17 protein-coding genes and 1 tRNA gene are annotated in these 14,499 nt (G+C 71.1%); 13 read left to right on the top strand and 5 right to left on the bottom strand.

Translation table 11 applies throughout. The features are described 5' to 3' along the window. The first annotated feature begins 17 nt into the window (after positions 1 to 17). From BJ991_RS13710 to der, 7 genes are read left to right on the top strand one after another with little or no spacing between them, the layout of a single operon-like run. Positions 18 to 932, top strand: a complete 915-nt coding sequence (locus BJ991_RS13710) for a ParA family protein (RefSeq protein ID WP_179490855.1) — start codon at positions 18 to 20, stop codon at positions 930 to 932. Then, on the top strand, positions 916 to 1,866 hold the full coding sequence (locus tag BJ991_RS13705; protein WP_343048770.1) for a segregation and condensation protein A: 951 nt from the start codon (positions 916 to 918) through the stop codon (positions 1,864 to 1,866). Before BJ991_RS13710 ends, BJ991_RS13705 begins: the two co-directional genes overlap by 17 nt. Then, positions 1,856 to 2,428 carry an SMC-Scp complex subunit ScpB gene (gene scpB / locus BJ991_RS13700; protein ID WP_179490853.1) on the top strand — a complete coding sequence of 191 codons (573 nt, stop codon included), beginning with the start codon at positions 1,856 to 1,858 and terminating at the stop codon, positions 2,426 to 2,428. The genes BJ991_RS13705 and scpB overlap by 11 nt, the downstream gene beginning before the upstream one ends. Next, positions 2,425 to 3,282 (top strand): pseudouridine synthase, encoded by an 858-nt coding sequence (locus BJ991_RS13695; RefSeq protein ID WP_179490850.1) that lies wholly within the window; start codon positions 2,425 to 2,427, stop codon positions 3,280 to 3,282. Before scpB ends, BJ991_RS13695 begins: the two co-directional genes overlap by 4 nt. After that, entirely contained in the window at positions 3,279 to 4,403 is a 1,125-nt protein-coding gene (locus BJ991_RS13690; RefSeq protein ID WP_179490848.1) for a prephenate dehydrogenase, read from the top strand. The genes BJ991_RS13695 and BJ991_RS13690 overlap by 4 nt, the downstream gene beginning before the upstream one ends. Next, positions 4,396 to 5,115, top strand: a complete 720-nt coding sequence (gene cmk, locus BJ991_RS13685) for a (d)CMP kinase (RefSeq protein ID WP_179490846.1) — start codon at positions 4,396 to 4,398, stop codon at positions 5,113 to 5,115. Before BJ991_RS13690 ends, cmk begins: the two co-directional genes overlap by 8 nt. Beyond that, a complete protein-coding gene (gene der, locus BJ991_RS13680) occupies positions 5,105 to 6,628 on the top strand; it encodes a ribosome biogenesis GTPase Der (protein ID WP_179490844.1) in 1,524 nt (507 codons plus the stop codon). The genes cmk and der overlap by 11 nt, the downstream gene beginning before the upstream one ends. On the opposite strand, the gene BJ991_RS13675 is transcribed toward der, so the two are convergent. Then, complete coding sequence (locus tag BJ991_RS13675; RefSeq protein WP_179490842.1) at positions 6,625 to 7,050, bottom strand: GNAT family N-acetyltransferase; 426 nt, start codon at positions 7,048 to 7,050, stop codon at positions 6,625 to 6,627. The two genes, der and BJ991_RS13675, sit on opposite strands and share 4 nt — an antisense overlap. Before the next feature lie 161 nt (positions 7,051 to 7,211). Between BJ991_RS13675 and BJ991_RS13670 the strand changes: the two genes are divergently transcribed. Then, positions 7,212 to 8,123 carry an NUDIX domain-containing protein gene (locus tag BJ991_RS13670; RefSeq protein ID WP_179490840.1) on the top strand — a complete coding sequence of 304 codons (912 nt, stop codon included), beginning with the start codon at positions 7,212 to 7,214 and terminating at the stop codon, positions 8,121 to 8,123. A gap of 31 nt (positions 8,124 to 8,154) precedes the next feature. On the opposite strand, the gene BJ991_RS13665 is transcribed toward BJ991_RS13670, so the two are convergent. The 3 genes from BJ991_RS13665 to BJ991_RS13655 form a co-directional block, all read right to left on the bottom strand. Continuing rightward, the gene (locus tag BJ991_RS13665; RefSeq protein WP_179490838.1) at positions 8,155 to 8,526 is read right to left on the bottom strand and encodes a S4 domain-containing protein; all 372 of its coding nucleotides are present in this window, start codon (positions 8,524 to 8,526) and stop codon (positions 8,155 to 8,157) included. Beyond that, on the bottom strand, positions 8,526 to 9,203 hold the full coding sequence (locus BJ991_RS13660; RefSeq protein ID WP_179490836.1) for a lysoplasmalogenase: 678 nt from the start codon (positions 9,201 to 9,203) through the stop codon (positions 8,526 to 8,528). Before BJ991_RS13660 ends, BJ991_RS13665 begins: the two co-directional genes overlap by 1 nt. 62 nt (positions 9,204 to 9,265) lie before the next feature. Next, positions 9,266 to 9,850 (bottom strand): GNAT family N-acetyltransferase, encoded by a 585-nt coding sequence (locus BJ991_RS13655; RefSeq protein WP_179490834.1) that lies wholly within the window; start codon positions 9,848 to 9,850, stop codon positions 9,266 to 9,268. Between the two features lie 124 nt (positions 9,851 to 9,974). Here BJ991_RS13655 and BJ991_RS13650 point away from each other — a divergent pair. Continuing rightward, a tRNA-Pro gene (locus tag BJ991_RS13650) sits at positions 9,975 to 10,051 on the top strand. A 163-nt stretch (positions 10,052 to 10,214) separates the two neighbouring features. Here the strand turns inward: BJ991_RS13650 and BJ991_RS13645 are convergent. Beyond that, positions 10,215 to 10,826 (bottom strand): M15 family metallopeptidase, encoded by a 612-nt coding sequence (locus tag BJ991_RS13645; RefSeq protein WP_179490832.1) that lies wholly within the window; start codon positions 10,824 to 10,826, stop codon positions 10,215 to 10,217. Between the two features lie 87 nt (positions 10,827 to 10,913). Here BJ991_RS13645 and BJ991_RS13640 point away from each other — a divergent pair, with 87 nt between their 5' ends. The 4 genes from BJ991_RS13640 to BJ991_RS13625 all read left to right on the top strand — a co-directional run bounded on the left by BJ991_RS13640 (position 10,914) and on the right by BJ991_RS13625 (position 14,490). Further along, positions 10,914 to 11,609 (top strand): response regulator transcription factor, encoded by a 696-nt coding sequence (locus BJ991_RS13640; protein WP_179490830.1) that lies wholly within the window; start codon positions 10,914 to 10,916, stop codon positions 11,607 to 11,609. Beyond that, positions 11,602 to 12,693 (top strand): sensor histidine kinase, encoded by a 1,092-nt coding sequence (locus BJ991_RS13635; protein WP_343048769.1) that lies wholly within the window; start codon positions 11,602 to 11,604, stop codon positions 12,691 to 12,693. The genes BJ991_RS13640 and BJ991_RS13635 overlap by 8 nt, the downstream gene beginning before the upstream one ends. A gap of 85 nt (positions 12,694 to 12,778) precedes the next feature. Beyond that, a complete protein-coding gene (locus BJ991_RS13630) occupies positions 12,779 to 13,690 on the top strand; it encodes an ABC transporter ATP-binding protein (RefSeq protein ID WP_179490828.1) in 912 nt (303 codons plus the stop codon). Continuing rightward, on the top strand, positions 13,687 to 14,490 hold the full coding sequence (locus BJ991_RS13625) for an ABC-2 transporter permease (RefSeq protein WP_179490826.1): 804 nt from the start codon (positions 13,687 to 13,689) through the stop codon (positions 14,488 to 14,490). Before BJ991_RS13630 ends, BJ991_RS13625 begins: the two co-directional genes overlap by 4 nt. The last annotated feature ends 9 nt before the right edge of the window (positions 14,491 to 14,499 follow it).

Below are 14,499 nucleotides of genomic sequence, written 5' to 3'. Positions count from 1 at the left end.
TAGAATCGGTGCACGACATGGCGAAGTCAGGAGAGCCAGTGGCTGGCAGCGCGACGAAGAGCACGGCGAAAGCCCCGAAGCCCGACGGGGACGAGCCGATCGGACCCACTGGTCGCCCGTACCACGGCTTCCCCACTCCTCCCACGCTCGACGGCCACGGACCCGCACGCATCATCGCGCTGTGCAACCAGAAGGGCGGCGTCGGCAAGACGACCACGACGATCAACCTCGCCGCCGCGCTCGCCGGGTACGGACGCAAGGTGCTCGCCGTCGACTTCGACCCGCAGGGCGCGCTCTCGGCCGGCCTCGGGATCCATACGCACGACATCCCGACGATCTACGATCTGTTGCTCGACATCCGCCACGACCCGCACGAGGTGATCGTGCACTCGGACATCGAGGGCCTCGACGTGCTGCCCGCGAACATCGACCTGTCCGCGGCCGAGGTGCACCTCGTCAACGAGGTCGCGCGCGAGCAGACCCTGGCGCGCGTGCTGCGCAAGGTGTCGGCCGAGTACGACGTGATCCTCATCGACTGCCAGCCGTCGCTCGGCCTGCTCACGGTCAACGCCCTCACCGCGAGCCACGGCGTGATCATCCCGCTCGAGTGCGAGTTCTTCGCGCTGCGCGGCGTCGCGCTGCTCATCGAGACGATCGACAAGGTGCGCGATCGCCTCAACCCGACCATCAACCTCGACGGACTGCTCGCGACGATGTACGACCCGCGCACGCTGCACTCGCGCGAGGTGCTCGAGCGGGTCGTCGAGGCCTTCGGCGAGGACGTGCTCGAGACGGTGATCGGGCGCACGGTGAAGTTCCCGGATGCCTCGGTCTCGGGCGTTCCCATCACCGAGTTCGCGCCCGAGCACGCCGCCGCCCAGGCCTACAAGCGGCTGGCGCGGGAGCTGGTCGCGCGTGGTGCGGTCGCCTGACGAGCAACCGGTCCCTGAGCCTGTCGAAGGGCCTGGGCTTATCGAAGGGCCGGGCAAGGCGGCCGACGACGCTTCGACGGACTCAGCGACCGGGGCCGGATCAGCGACCGGGGGTGGGCCAGCGACCGGGACAGGCTCAGCGACCGGGGACGACGGGGGCTTCCGCGTTTCGCTGTCGAACTTCGACGGCCCGTTCGACCTCCTGCTGAACCTCATCTCGAAGCACGAGCTCGACATCACCGAGATCGCGCTGTCGAAGGTCACGGACGAGTTCATCGCGTACCTGCGCGTTCTCGGTCCGGACGAGGACCTCGACGAGGCATCCGAGTTCCTCGTCGTCGCGGCGACGCTGCTCGACATGAAGGTCGCGGGACTCCTGCCGCAGGGCGAGCTCGTCGACGCGGAGTCCGTGGCACTGCTCGAAGCACGCGACCTGCTGTTCGCGCGCCTGCTGCAGTACCGCGCGTTCAAGGAGGTCTCGGCGTGGTTCGAGCGGTGCCTCCGGCGGGAGGACAAGCGGCATGCCCGGGCGGCGCCCCTCGACGAGAAGTACCGCCAGAAGGTGCCCGAGCTCGTGTGGTCGCTGAGCCTCGACGACTTCGCGGCTCTCGCGGTGCTCGCGATGACGCCGAAGGAGATCCCGCACGTGCGGCTCGATCACCTGCACGCGCCGCTCATCAGCATCCGCGAGCAGGCCGCGATCGTCGTGACGCTGCTGCGCGACGCGGGGATCCTGAGCTTCCGCGAGCTCATCGCGGGAGCGACGCAGCCGGGCGTCGTCGTCGCGCGCTTCCTCTCGGTGCTCGAGCTGTACCGCCACAGTGCTCTCTCGTTCGAGCAGCTCGAGCCGCTCGGGGAGCTGACGCTGCGCTGGACCGCCGACCGGTGGTCGGACGAGAACCTTGCCACGCTGGGAGCCGATTATGACCGATGACGTGACGACGACCGATGTCGCCCGCAGGCTCGAGGCGATCCTCATGATCGTCGACGAGCCCCAGAGCCTGGTGAGCCTCGCCGCCGCGGTCGGCGCGCCCGTGCCGGCCGTGCGCCAGGCGATCGAGGGCCTCGTCGAGGACTACGACGGTCGTGCGGGCGGACCCCGCCGCGGCTTCGAGCTGCGCGAGGTCGGCGGCGGCTGGCGCCTGTACGTGCGAGACGAGCACGACGACCTCGTGGCCGAGTTCGTCGGCGGCCAGGCACCCGCGCGCCTGTCGCAGGCCGCGCTGGAGACGCTCGCCGTCATCGCGTACAAGCAGCCGGTCACGCGCGGCCAGGTCGCGTCGATCCGGGCCGTGAACGTCGACTCGGTTGTGCGCACGCTGCTCGCTCGCGGCCTCATCACGGAGCTGTTCACGGATGCCGAGACCGGCGCCATCCACTACGGCACGACCGACGGGCTGCTGGTCAACCTCGGCATCAACTCGCTCGACGAGCTGCCGCCCATCTCGCCGCTGCTCGACGACGGGTCCGAGGGCTTCGACGAGGTCGTGCGATGACTCCTCGAGAAGAGAATGGGGCGGATGCCGCGCCCGAGGGCGTCCGGCTGCAGAAGGCCCTCGCGAACGCCGGCGTCGCGTCGCGCCGCGTGGCCGAGCAGCTCATCGTCGAGGGGCGCGTGCGCGTCAACGGCGAAGTCGTCACCGAGCTCGGCACGCGCATCGACCCCGACGCCGACCTCATCGACGTCGACGGCACCGCCGTGCAGCTCGATCAGTCGAAGCGCTACGTCATGCTCAACAAGCCCACGGGCGTCGTGAGCTCGATGCGCGACGACCGCGGACGCCCCGACCTGCGCCGCTTCACGAAGGAGTGGCCCGAGCGGCTCTACAACGTGGGGCGCCTCGACGCCGATACGAGTGGCCTCCTCGTCCTCACGAACGACGGCGAGCTCGCGCACGTGCTCGCGCATCCGTCGTTCGGGGTGACGAAGGTGTACATCGCGAAGGTCGAGGGGCGGGTGACGCCGCAGACGATCGCCCGCCTCACGAAGGGCATCGAGCTCGAGGACGGGCCGATCGCCGCCGACAAGGCACGGCTGCTCGACGCGTCGGGAGGCGCCGGCCGCGGGGCGAGCTCGCTCGTGGAGCTCACGCTGCACTCCGGCCGCAATCGCATCGTGCGGCGGATGATGGCGGAGGTGGGGCATCCGGTTCTCGCACTCGTGCGGCGGCAGTTCGGCCCGCTGCACCTGGGAACCCTCCCAGTGGGCCGTGCCCGCGAGTTGACTAAGGTGGAACGCGGTGCGCTGCTGACTCTCGCGCGCCGTTCAGAGCCGGGCCGCAGCGTGAGCGACTCCCGTGGGGAGCGTGACGACCCCGACAGCGCGCCGGCGGACCAGGAGATCGAGTGACCGATTCCGTTGCCAAGGCGAGCCCGCCGCGCGCCACGCGCGTGCACGGCACGGTGCGCATCGTCGGCGCCGGCCTGCTCGGGTCGAGCATCGGCCACGCGCTGCGCGCGCTCGGCGTCGACGTCGTGCTGCACGACGCGTCGCCCTCGCAGCTGCGCCTCGCGATCGACTACGGTGCCGGCCGCGCGGTCCAGGGCGACGACTCGCCTTCGCTGATCGTGGTCGCGGTGCCGCCGGATGTCACGGCCGACGTCATCCAGGAGGAGCTCGAGCGGTTCCCGGGAGCTGTCGTCACGGATGTCGCGAGCGTCAAGCTCGAACCGCTGCGCACGCTGCAGGAGCGCGGCGTCGACCTCACGCACTACATCGGATCGCACCCGCTCGCCGGTCGCGAGCGCGGCGGCGCGATCGCGGCGCGCGCCGACATCTTCGTCGGGCGCCCGTGGGTCGTCTGCCGCGACGCCGGGACCCCCGCATCCGACCTCGCCCTCGTCGAAGGGCTCGCGCTCGACCTCGGCGCGATGCCCCTCGAGATGTCGCCCGAAGAGCACGACCGCTCCGTGGCGCTCGTGTCGCACGTTCCCCAGCTCGTCGCGAGCCTGCTCGCCGGGCGCTTCGTGGACGCGCCGGACGGCTCACTTCGACTGGCCGGGCAGGGCGTGCGCGACACGACGCGCATCGCGGCATCCGCTCCCGAGCTGTGGGTCCAGATCCTCGACGCCAACGCCGCCCCCGTCGTCGATGTGCTCGACGCGCTCGCCGCCGACCTCACGTCGGTGGCCGACGCGCTTCGCACACCCGACGCCCCCGGGGCACGCCGTGCCATCGCCGACACGATCCGCCGCGGCAACGAAGGCGTCGAGCGCCTCCCCGGCAAGCACGGGCAGAATCGCCGCTTCGAGCAGGTCGTCGTGATGGTCGACGACCGCCCCGGCCAGCTCGGTCGCCTCTTCGGCGAGTTGGGCGAGCTCGATGTCAACGTCGAAGACCTGCGCCTGGAGCACTCGCCCGGCGCCCAGTTCGGCCTCGCCGAGATCAGTGTCGTGCCCAGCGCCGTGCGCCGTGCCGTCGAAGGCCTCGAAGCGCGCGGCTGGAAGATTGCGAGCACCACGAATGACTGACCTGCAGACGACCGACGAGCCCTTCGTCGTCGCCGTCGACGGACCCGCCGGCAGCGGCAAGTCCAGCGTCTCGAAGGAGGTCGCGCGCCGCCTCGGCTTCGGCTACCTCGACACGGGCGCCGCGTACCGCGCGCTCGCGTGGCACGCGCTCGAGCACGGCGCCGACACGTCGGACGCGGCATCCGTCCTCGACGTCGCCAGCGACTTCGACTACGCGATCTCGCTCGACCCCGACTACTACTGGGTCCGCGTCGGCGGGACGGACGTCACCGAGGCGATCCGCGAGCCGCGGGTGTCGGATGCCGTGTCCGGCGTCGCCCGCGTGCCGGCGGTGCGCGAGTCGGTCAACGCCCTGTTCCGCGCGCTCGTGGCGAACTCCGAGCGGCCGGGGGTCGTCGTCGAGGGCCGCGACATCACGACAGTCGTGGCGCCGGATGCTCCCGTGCGCATCCTGCTGACCGCGTCGCCCGAGGTGCGTGCCGCGCGGCGCAGCGCCGAGCTGACGACGGAGGATGCCGCATCCGTCGCCGCCGCCCTGCACCGCCGCGACGCGTCGGACTCGACCGTCGTCGACTTCCTGACTGCCGCGCACGGCGTCGCCGTCGTCGACTCGACCGACCTGGACTTCGGACAGACCGTGCAGACGGTGCTCGACATCATCGCCGCGTCGCGGAACGAGACGGTGGGGAAGGGGGCGCACGATGGGCGCTGAGGACGAGTACGAGGGCGGTCCCGACCACCTCGCCGACACGCTCGCGCACCTCGACGACGACCTCGCCGATCAGCGCGCGTCGGCGCTTCGGGCATCGCTGGCGGAGTACGAGCTCGATGAGGCGGATGCCGAGCTGCTCGCCGGCGTCGAGCGCGGTGACGATGGGATCGAGTTCCTTCCCGTGCTGCCGGTCGTCGCGATCGTGGGACGGCCGAACGTGGGCAAGTCCGCTCTCGTGAACCGGATCCTGGGCCGTCGCGAGGCGGTCGTCGAGGACACGCCGGGGGTCACGCGCGACCGCGTCACGTACAAGGCCGAGTGGATGGACCGCCGGTTCTCGCTCGTCGACACCGGCGGCTGGGAGCCCGACGCGAGGGGCATCGACCGCTCGGTCGCCGCGCAGGCCGAGGTCGCGATCGACCTCGCCGATGTCGTGCTGTTCGTCGTGGACGCGATGGTGGGGGCGACGTCGACCGACGAGCACGTCGTGCGCCTGCTGCGCAAGGCGAAGAAGCCGGTGTTCCTCGTCGCGAACAAGATCGACGACGCCCGTCAGGAGCCGGAGGCCGCCGCGCTGTGGAACCTCGGGCTCGGGGAGCCGCATCCGGTCTCCGCCATCCACGGCCGCGGTGTCGCCGATCTGCTCGACGAGATCATGAAGGTGCTGCCGGACGTGTCGGCGGTCGCGGGGCACGAGATCGGCGGTCCGCGTCGCGTCGCGATCCTCGGGCGCCCGAACGTCGGCAAGTCGTCGTTGCTGAACAAGGCCGCGGGCGAGGAGCGCGTCGTCGTGAACGAGCTCGCCGGAACCACGCGCGACCCCGTCGACGAGGTCGTCGAGCTCGGCGGCAAGATGTGGCGGTTCGTCGACACGGCGGGCATCCGTCGCCGCGTCCACCTGCAGCAAGGCGCGGACTTCTACGCGTCGCTGCGCACGTCGGCCGCCCTCGAGAAGGCCGAGGTCGCCGTCGTCGTGCTCGACGTCTCGGAGCCGATCAGCGAGCAGGACGTGCGCATCATCGACCTCGTGCTCGAGTCGGGCCGCGCGCTCGTGCTGGCGTTCAACAAGTGGGACCGCCTGGGCGACGACGACATGGAGGACATCGACCGTCGCCGGTACCTCGAGCGGGAGATCGAGCAAGACCTCGCGCACGTCGCATGGGCGCCGCGCGTGAACATCTCTGCGCGGACGGGTCGGCACCTCGACAAGCTCGTGCCCGCGCTCGAGACGGCGCTCGCGTCGTGGGATCAGCGCATCCCCACGGGCAAGTTCAACGCGTTCTTGTCGGAGCTGGTGGCCGAGCATCCGCACCCCGTTCGCGGCGGAAAGCAGCCGCGCATCCTGTTCGGCACGCAGGCGGCCACACGCCCGCCGACGTTCGTGCTGTTCACGACCGGATTCCTCGACGCGGGGTACCGCCGATTCATCCAGCGGCGGCTGCGTGAGCTGTTCGGATTCGAGGGGTCGCCCATCGTCATCAACATGCGGGTGCGCGAGCGCAGGCAGCGCTAGGCGCGCCTTGCCGGGACGCGGCGCGGGCGCACCATCGCGGTGTCGTCGGCGAGCTCGAAGCCGTACTGGCGGTAGAGGTCGTGCGCGGTGCTCGTGAAGAGCACCCAGCGGAAGTCGCGGCCCGGGCCGTCGTCGATCATGAAGCGCACGAGCTGCTTGCCGAGCTCGCGACCACGGTGGTCATCGAGCACGAAAACGTCGGCGAGGTATGCGAAGGCCACACCGTCCGACACGGCTCGCGCGAAGCCGACCTGTTCGCCGGTGTCGCGGCGGTACGCGCCGACCAAGCGCCACGCGGACGCGAGCTGCGCCTCGAGGTCCGCGCGCGTGCGCTCGCGGCCCCAGTAGGCCTCGGTCGACAGCCAGTCCCACACGACGTCGGGCTGGATGCGGGTGGGGTCGTCGTCCAACACGTACTCCATGCGCATATCGTGCCAAAGTCGGTTCGCGGGGCGGGCGGGCCACAGGGTGGTCGGCGGCATGATCGGGCGCGGGGTCGGGTCGCTGTAATGCTTGGACTTGTTCGGGCCGGCGTGCGGGACAAGGCGGGCAGGTGCCCGGGTGGGTGTGCGAGTCTGGACGCGTGACAATCGAGCCCCCCGTACCCGGCGAGCCGCGGCGCCCGTTCGGGCCGCGGAACCCGGGTGACGCATGGGTCGTGGCACCGACCGGTGAGCGGTACTGGGGCAGGTACGGGGCAGCGGGCCTGCTCGCGATCGACCCCGACCGCGGGGTGCTGCTGCAGCACCGCGTGTCGTGGAGTCACTTCGGCGACACGTGGGCGCTGCCCGGAGGGGCGCGGCACGAGGACGAATCGGCGTGCGACGGCGCCCTGCGCGAGGCGGGCGAGGAGGCCGGTGTGCCGGCGCGCTCGATCCGGCCGAGGCTGCTCAGCGTGTTCGACCTCGGCTACTGGAGCTACACCACCCTCGTGGGGGACGTCGTCGTGCCCTTCGAGCCGGAGATCACCGACCCGGAGAGTCGCGAGCTCGCGTGGGTGCCTGCGGATGATGTGGCGGATCGGCCGCTGCATCCGGCATTCGAAGCTTCGTGGTCGCACCTGCGCGAGGTGCTCAGCGTACGGCCGGCCATTGTCGTGGACGCGGCGAACGTCTTCGGGTCGGTGCCCGACGGGTGGTGGCGCGATCGCGCGGGCGCGGCGCAGCGGCTGATCTCGCGCGTCGGCGGACTTGCGGCGACGGGCATCGACGCGGCGGCGCTCGACCTTCCCGAGGACGTGTGGTTCCCCGAGTGGACGATCGTCGTCGAGGGGCGGGCGAAGGCGATCGCCGATGACGACGCGGTCGGTGTCGTGCGTGCCGAAGGGTCGGGCGACGATCGCATCGTCGCCGAGGCGTCGCGGCTCGTCGATCGGCACCGCGAGGTGACGGTGGTGACGAGCGATCGCGAACTGGCAGGACGCGTGACGGATGCCGGCGCCACCGTGCGCGGTGCGCGGTGGCTGCTCGACCTCTTGCCCACTCCCGGTCGCTGAGCGAGCCGCAGGCGAGACGAAGCGCACCCCGCTACTCCGCTCGCCCCCGCAGCCGGTCGATCTCGCGCCGCTCCCGCTTCGTCGGCCTCCCGGCGCCTCGATCGCGCACCGGCACGAACCCCGTGAGCTCACGCGGCGGCGGGGGAGGAGTGCGATCCTCCACCGACTCGGCGACGACTGCGGCGCCCACGCGCTTGGTGATGGTCTGCTTGACGACAAGGATCCGGTCGAACCCTTGGATGCGCACGCGCAGCTCATCGCCTGGACGCACGGGCTGCGCGGCCTTCGCGCGTTCGCCATTGACGCGGACGTGCCCCGCACGGCACGCGGCCGTGGCGGCCGTGCGGGTCTTGAAGATCCGCACCGCCCACAGCCACGCGTCGACACGCGCCGACTCGGCCACTATGCGACCTCCTGCACCGCCGGCTCTTCGCTCCGCGTGGCGATGCGGTCTGCGACGACCACGCCGGCGGCGATGAGGCCCTGCCCGAGCGTGTAGGTGAGCATCACAAGGGGACTCGTCCAATCCGGCATCGCGTCGGGGAGGAAGAGCCGGAACGCGAGGATCGAGTCCGACGTGAGGAAGAAGGCGCCGCCCCACGCGATGAGCGGGTGGCACCGCGAGGTCGCGACCGCCGTGCCGCCGAGCACGAGTCCGTAGACGGCGACCGCGATCGCGAGTCCGCCGAGGTGCGGCCACAGGACGGCGATGAGCACGCCCCACCACACCGCATATATGAGTGCCCACGGCGGCACCCGCCGCACGGCGACTTTGCGCCAGAAGAGCCAGATGTAGCAGAGGTGCGCGAGCCCGAAGAACAGCAGCATCATCGGCAGCGTCGGCGCGAACGGGAAGAACGTGCCCGCCCCGTCGCCGAGCCACGAGAGCGCGATCGCGGCGAGCAGCAGCGTGTACGGCGCGCCCCATCGGGAGCCTCGGCCGCCGACCAGCACCGCGAGCGCGAGGAGTGGCATGAGCAGGAGCTTCGTCGGAGCCGCGACCGCGTCGGCATTGAACGCGAGCGCCACGACGTGGACGATCGACACGATCGCGTAAGGGACGATCCAGAGCCGTCGCATGTTCCTCCTCATTGAGCGCGCGGACGATCCATCGTCGCACGCGCGACGCCCGCTCTGCGCCTTCAGCGGGTGAGGTCGAGCGCGACGATCGCGCGGCCGGCCTTCGGTCGCGCCACTGTCTCGAATCCGGCGTCTTCGAACACCGACAGCACGCCGTGATACAACTCGTTCGACAACTGCTTCACTTCACGAGGGTCGCGCGGGTACGCCTCGAGAAGGCGAGCACCCTGCTCGCGCGCGAACTGCACAGCGGCTTCGAGCAGACGGTAATTGAGTCCTTGCTTTCGGTACTCGCGCCTCACGACAAAGCACGACACCGCCCACACCGACGGGTCGCCCCAGTCTTCTCGCGTGTGCGCCGCGTACTCCTTCGTGCGCTGAAGCCGCGGCTGAACCGCGCGTGGACTCACGCGCACCCACCCCGCCGCCTCACCGTCGACGTACGCGATGAGCGCCGGAGGCACCTTCTCGCTCATCTGCTCGCGCAGCAAGTCGGTACGCTGCTCGAGCGTCGTGGCGTTGAACTCGGCGTTCGTGAGCGTCCACCACTGGCATTGACAGCTGCGACCGTCGCCGCCTCCGCTCAGCGCGCGCTCGGCGTCGTCGAAGCGGTCAGCGGTGGCAGGCAGGATCTCGATCCGGGGCATGGGACGACGCTAGTCGCGGCATCCGACAAGGTGAATCCGGATGCCACGCCCCGCCGCCCTCGGTTCGCGACCGCCCCCGCGAGCGGGTAGGATGGGGGAGTTGTCCGCGCTCCGGCGGGGGCATCGGGATGTGGCGCAGCTTGGTAGCGCACTTGACTGGGGGTCAAGGGGTCGCAGGTTCAAATCCTGTCATCCCGACCACATCGAGAGGGTCGGCCGAAGGTCGGCCCTCTCTCTATTGGGCTCCCGGGGAACCAGTCGGGCATCGTGCGACGTCACCGGCAACGACTTCAACGCCCGCAGCCACTCGCGTTCACCCTGCGAGACGCACCACGTGGGTCGAGGCGACCGCACCTGAAGCCCCTCACCCCTGCATCCGCGGATCGAACGTCGGGTCCGGGAACATCGGCGGGCACGCCTCAGTCACCGCCTGCGGCCGCAGCTCGAAGTGCCACCGCTCGTTCGCGTAGATCTGGCACAGCCCGAAGGCGGCGCCGTGCTGCGAGAGCCAGGACGTGGCATCCGTCTCGCCCACATCGACCGCGTCGCCGGTCACGTGCGGCGACGTCTCCGCGGTCGCGACCCATCTCGCCGCCTCCTCGCGCGAGCCGTACTCCGCCACCGCGTCGTCGAGCAGGCGCGTCTGGTATTCGGGCGACCGCCACCCGCTGTTGACGAAGAACCGGATGCCCTCGCCCTCCGCCGCTGTCGCCGCCGCGCGCAGCGCCTCGAGCAGGTCCGGAGAGACCCGGGCGACGCCCGCGTACTCGTCGTCGAACGCCGTCACGCCCGCGGGGAGCGATCCGTCCGGCTCGAGAAGCGGGGGAGCGGCCGGGGTGCTCGCGACCGACTCGGCCGACGAGGGCACGGTCTGGAGCACGAGGCTCCCGACGAGCGCTGTCCCCGCGATGACGGTGCCGACGAGGGCGAGGCCGATCGTCCGGCGGACGACGACTTCCGCTGACTGTCTTCGCATGCCGTCCAGCACAACAAGGGGCGTGTTGCCAGGGCGTATGCGGTTCTTCTTACGCGGACGATATGCGCCGGTTCCTAGGATCGACGCATGCGCGTATTGGTCGTCGAAGACGAGCCCCTCCTCGCCGAGGCGATCCGCGACGGGCTGCGCCTCGAGGCGATCGCGGCCGACGTCGCGGGCGACGGCCACACCGCGCTCGAGCTCCTCGGGCTCAACGCCTACGACGTGGCGGTGCTCGACCGCGACATCCCGGGACCGTCGGGCGACGACGTCGCCGCGAGCATCGTCGCCTCCGGGAGCGGCACGCCGATCCTCATGCTGACCGCCGCCGACCGCCTCGACGACAAGGCGTCGGGGTTCGAGTTCGGGGCGGACGACTACCTCACGAAGCCCTTCGCGATGCAGGAGCTCGTTCTGCGGCTGCGCGCGCTCGGCCGCCGGCGCGGGCACGCCCGGCCGCCCGTGCTCGAGCTCGCGGGGCTGCGGCTGGATCCGTTTCGCCGCGAGGTCTACCGCGACGGCCGCTACGTGCCGCTCACCCGCAAGCAGTTCGCGGTGCTCGAAGTGCTCATGGCCGCGCAAGGTGGCGTGATCAGCGCGGAGGAGCTGCTCGAACGGGCGTGGGACGAGAACGCCGATCCGTTCACGAACGCCGTGCGCATCACGGTCTCGGCGCTGCGCAAGCGGCTCGGCGAGCCGTGGGTCATCGCGACGGTGGCGGGCGTCGGATACCGGATCGAGCCGCCCGGCGGCGCGGGCGAGGGGGACGACGATCGTGGATAGGCGGCCAGGGCTCAGCATCCGCCTCAGACTCACCTTCAGTTACGCCGGGTTCCTCATGGTCGCGGGCGTGCTGCTGCTCGCGGTCGTGTGGGTCTTCCTGCTGCGCTACGTGCCCGACGGTCCCATCACGGGCCCAGGCCCCTTCATCCCGAATCGCGGCGACCTCGTGCGCGCGTTCGCGCCGGCCGCGGGGTGGGCGCTGCTGGTCCTGCTCGCCTTCGGGCTGGCGGGCGGCTGGTTCCTGGCTGGACGGATGCTGGCGCCCCTCACGCGCATCACGGCGGCGACGCGCAAGGCGGCCGCGGGTTCTCTCTCGCACCGCATCGAGCTCGAGGGGCGCAACGACGAGTTCCGCGAGCTCGCCGACAGCTTCGACACGATGCTCGCGCAGCTGGAGTCGCACGTCGAGGAGCAGCGACGCTTCGCGGCGAACGCCTCGCACGAGCTGCGGACCCCGCTCACGATCACGCAGGCGCTCCTCGAAGTGGCCCGCGACGATCCGGATCGAAACGTCGACGTACTCATCGAGCGCCTGCACGCCGTCAACGCCCGCGCCGTCGAGCTCACCGAGGCGCTCCTCACGATGAGTCGCGCCGATGCCGGGTCGTTCCCGCGCGAGGCGGTCGACCTGTCGCTCGTGGCTGAAGAAGCGGCCGAGATGCTGCAGCCGCTTGCCGACACGAACGGAGTGACGATCCGGATGCGGGCGGAGCCCAGCACCGTCGTCGGATCGAACGCACTCCTGCTGCAGCTGACCACGAACCTGCTGCACAACGCGATCGTCCACAACGTGCCGAGCGGGGGAGTCGTCGACGTCGGCACCCGCGTCGAGGGGGCGTCTGCGGTGCTCGAGATCGAGAACACCGGCGAGGCGCTCAGCCCCGCGCTCGTCGCGACGCTGACCGAGCCGTTCCGGCGTGGCGCAGCACGCGTCCGCACGGATGTCGGCGGGGTCGGCCTCGGGCTCGCGATCGCGGACCGCATCGTGCGCGCGCACGGCGGCACGCTCGCCCTGCGGTCGCGCGAGGGCGGCGGGCTCATGGTCACGGTCCGGCTGCCGGCTCGGACCCGCGCGGAGGCGTGAGTCGTACCACGGTGCCACCGGCCCTGGGCCAGAACGGTACCGCCGGCCGATGTGGTCCGCCGAGGGAGCTTCGTAGCGTCGGGGCATGATCACTGCGGAGCACCTGACGAAGAAGTTCGGCGAGAAGGTCGCCGTCGACGATGTGTCCTTCACCGTGAGACCGGGCCTCGTCACGGGCTTCCTCGGGCCGAACGGCGCCGGTAAGTCGACGACGATGCGCATGATCGTCGGGCTCGATCGACCGACGTCCGGCACGGCGACGGTCGACGGCCGAGAGTACGCGCGCATGCGCGCGCCGCTCGCCGAGGTCGGAGTCCTGCTCGATGTGAAGGCCGTGCACGGCGGCCGGACCGCTCGCGGTCATCTGCGGGCGATCGCCGCGACGCACGGGATCCCGCGGTCGCGCGTGGACGAGGTCATCGAGCTCACCGGCCTTGGCCCGGTCGCGCGCAGGCGGGCGGGCGGGTTCTCGCTCGGCATGGGGCAGCGGCTCGGAATCGCGACCGCGCTGCTCGGCGATCCGCACACGCTGATCCTCGACGAGCCGGTGAACGGGCTCGACCCGGAAGGGGTGCGGTGGGTCCGTGACCTCGTGCGCCACGCGGCGTCGGAAGGCCGGACGGTCCTGCTCTCTAGTCACCTCATGAGCGAGATGGCCCAGAGCGCGGATCACATCGTCGTGCTGGGGCGAGGCACGGTGCTGGCGGATGCTCCGCTCGCCGACCTCGTCCGCGCGTGGACCACGACCACCGTGCGGGTCCGCACTCCACTGCCCGCGCAGCTCGCCCTGGCCGTCGCCGGCACCGCGGCCGAGATCGCTCCGGTCGGACCGGAGACCCTCGAGATCGCCGGGCTGCCCGCCGCTCGCATCGGCGACATCGCGGCATCCCGCGGAATCCCGCTCCACGAGCTCACGTCGGCCTCGGGCTCGCTCGAGGAGGCGTACCTCGCCCTCACCGGCGAGTCCGTCGAGTACCGCACGAAGGAGTTCGCATGACCGCCGCATCGGTCGCACCGGCCCCCACACCCGCGGCCGCTCCCGCGCTCTCGTTCCCGCGCGTCGTGCGCGGCGAGTGGATCAAGATCTCCACGCTCCGCTCGACGTGGTGGTCCCTCGCGATCACCGCGGCGCTGACCGTCGGCGTCGCGCTGCTGTTCGCGCGGGCGATGCGCGGGCCGGCCGACGGCGGCATCGAGGCCGCGGTCTCGTCCGTGCAGTTCACGATGCTCCTCGCGGGGATCCTCGGCGCGATCTCGGTCACGGGGGAGTACTCGACCGGGACGATGCGCTCCTCGTTGACGGCCGTGCCCGTTCGCGGGTCGCTGCTCGCGGCGAAGGCGATCGTGGTCGTGACGCTGGTGTTCGCGGCATCCGTCGTCATCGTCGTCATCGCGACCTTCGCCGTATCGCCGATCGTCGACGCGAGGGATCACCCGATCCACTGGCACGAGCCGTCCGAATCGTGGCTGCCGCTGCTGGCGGCGGCGTTCTCGATGTCGGTGTTCGCACTCATCGGGCTCTCACTCGGCTTCGTGCTGCGCAGCGGTGCGGGCGCCATCGCGGCCGCGGTCGGGCTGCTCTTCGTCCTCCCGATCGTCGTGAGCCTGTTGAACGACGTCGAGATGACCTGGCTCCGCGTGGTGGGCAGCCACTTGCCGATGCCTGCGTCGCAGAACCTGATCCTGCCGCAGAGCGACTGGGGGCTCGAGTGGCCCGTCGCCCTCGTCACGCTGTGCGCGTGGGTGGCCGGTGGACTGACGGCCGCGTGGGTGACCCTGCGCGCGCGGGACGCGTAGAGTCGGCGC

The organism is Microbacterium immunditiarum (assembly GCF_013409785.1).
Taxonomy (GTDB): Bacteria; Actinomycetota; Actinomycetes; order Actinomycetales; family Microbacteriaceae; genus Microbacterium; species Microbacterium immunditiarum.
This window is presented reverse-complemented; position numbering and strand designations above follow the sequence as displayed.

Bases quoted from the DNA above. Each gene is read 5' to 3' on its own strand.
- BJ991_RS13710 (WP_179490855.1), top strand. From the start codon at position 18: ATGGCGAAGTCAGGAGAGCCAGTGGCTGGCAGCGCGACGAAGAGCACG.
- scpB (WP_179490853.1), top strand. From the start codon at position 1,856: ATGACCGATGACGTGACGACGACCGATGTCGCCCGCAGGCTCGAGGCG.
- BJ991_RS13695 (WP_179490850.1), top strand. From the start codon at position 2,425: ATGACTCCTCGAGAAGAGAATGGGGCGGATGCCGCGCCCGAGGGCGTC.
- cmk (WP_179490846.1), top strand. From the start codon at position 4,396: ATGACTGACCTGCAGACGACCGACGAGCCCTTCGTCGTCGCCGTCGAC.
- der (WP_179490844.1), top strand. From the start codon at position 5,105: ATGGGCGCTGAGGACGAGTACGAGGGCGGTCCCGACCACCTCGCCGAC.
- BJ991_RS13675 (WP_179490842.1), bottom strand. From the start codon at position 7,050: ATGGAGTACGTGTTGGACGACGACCCCACCCGCATCCAGCCCGACGTC.
- BJ991_RS13660 (WP_179490836.1), bottom strand. From the start codon at position 9,203: ATGCGACGGCTCTGGATCGTCCCTTACGCGATCGTGTCGATCGTCCAC.
- BJ991_RS13655 (WP_179490834.1), bottom strand. From the start codon at position 9,850: ATGCCCCGGATCGAGATCCTGCCTGCCACCGCTGACCGCTTCGACGAC.
- BJ991_RS13645 (WP_179490832.1), bottom strand. From the start codon at position 10,826: ATGCGAAGACAGTCAGCGGAAGTCGTCGTCCGCCGGACGATCGGCCTC.
- BJ991_RS13640 (WP_179490830.1), top strand. From the start codon at position 10,914: ATGCGCGTATTGGTCGTCGAAGACGAGCCCCTCCTCGCCGAGGCGATC.
- BJ991_RS13630 (WP_179490828.1), top strand. From the start codon at position 12,779: ATGATCACTGCGGAGCACCTGACGAAGAAGTTCGGCGAGAAGGTCGCC.
- BJ991_RS13625 (WP_179490826.1), top strand. From the start codon at position 13,687: ATGACCGCCGCATCGGTCGCACCGGCCCCCACACCCGCGGCCGCTCCC.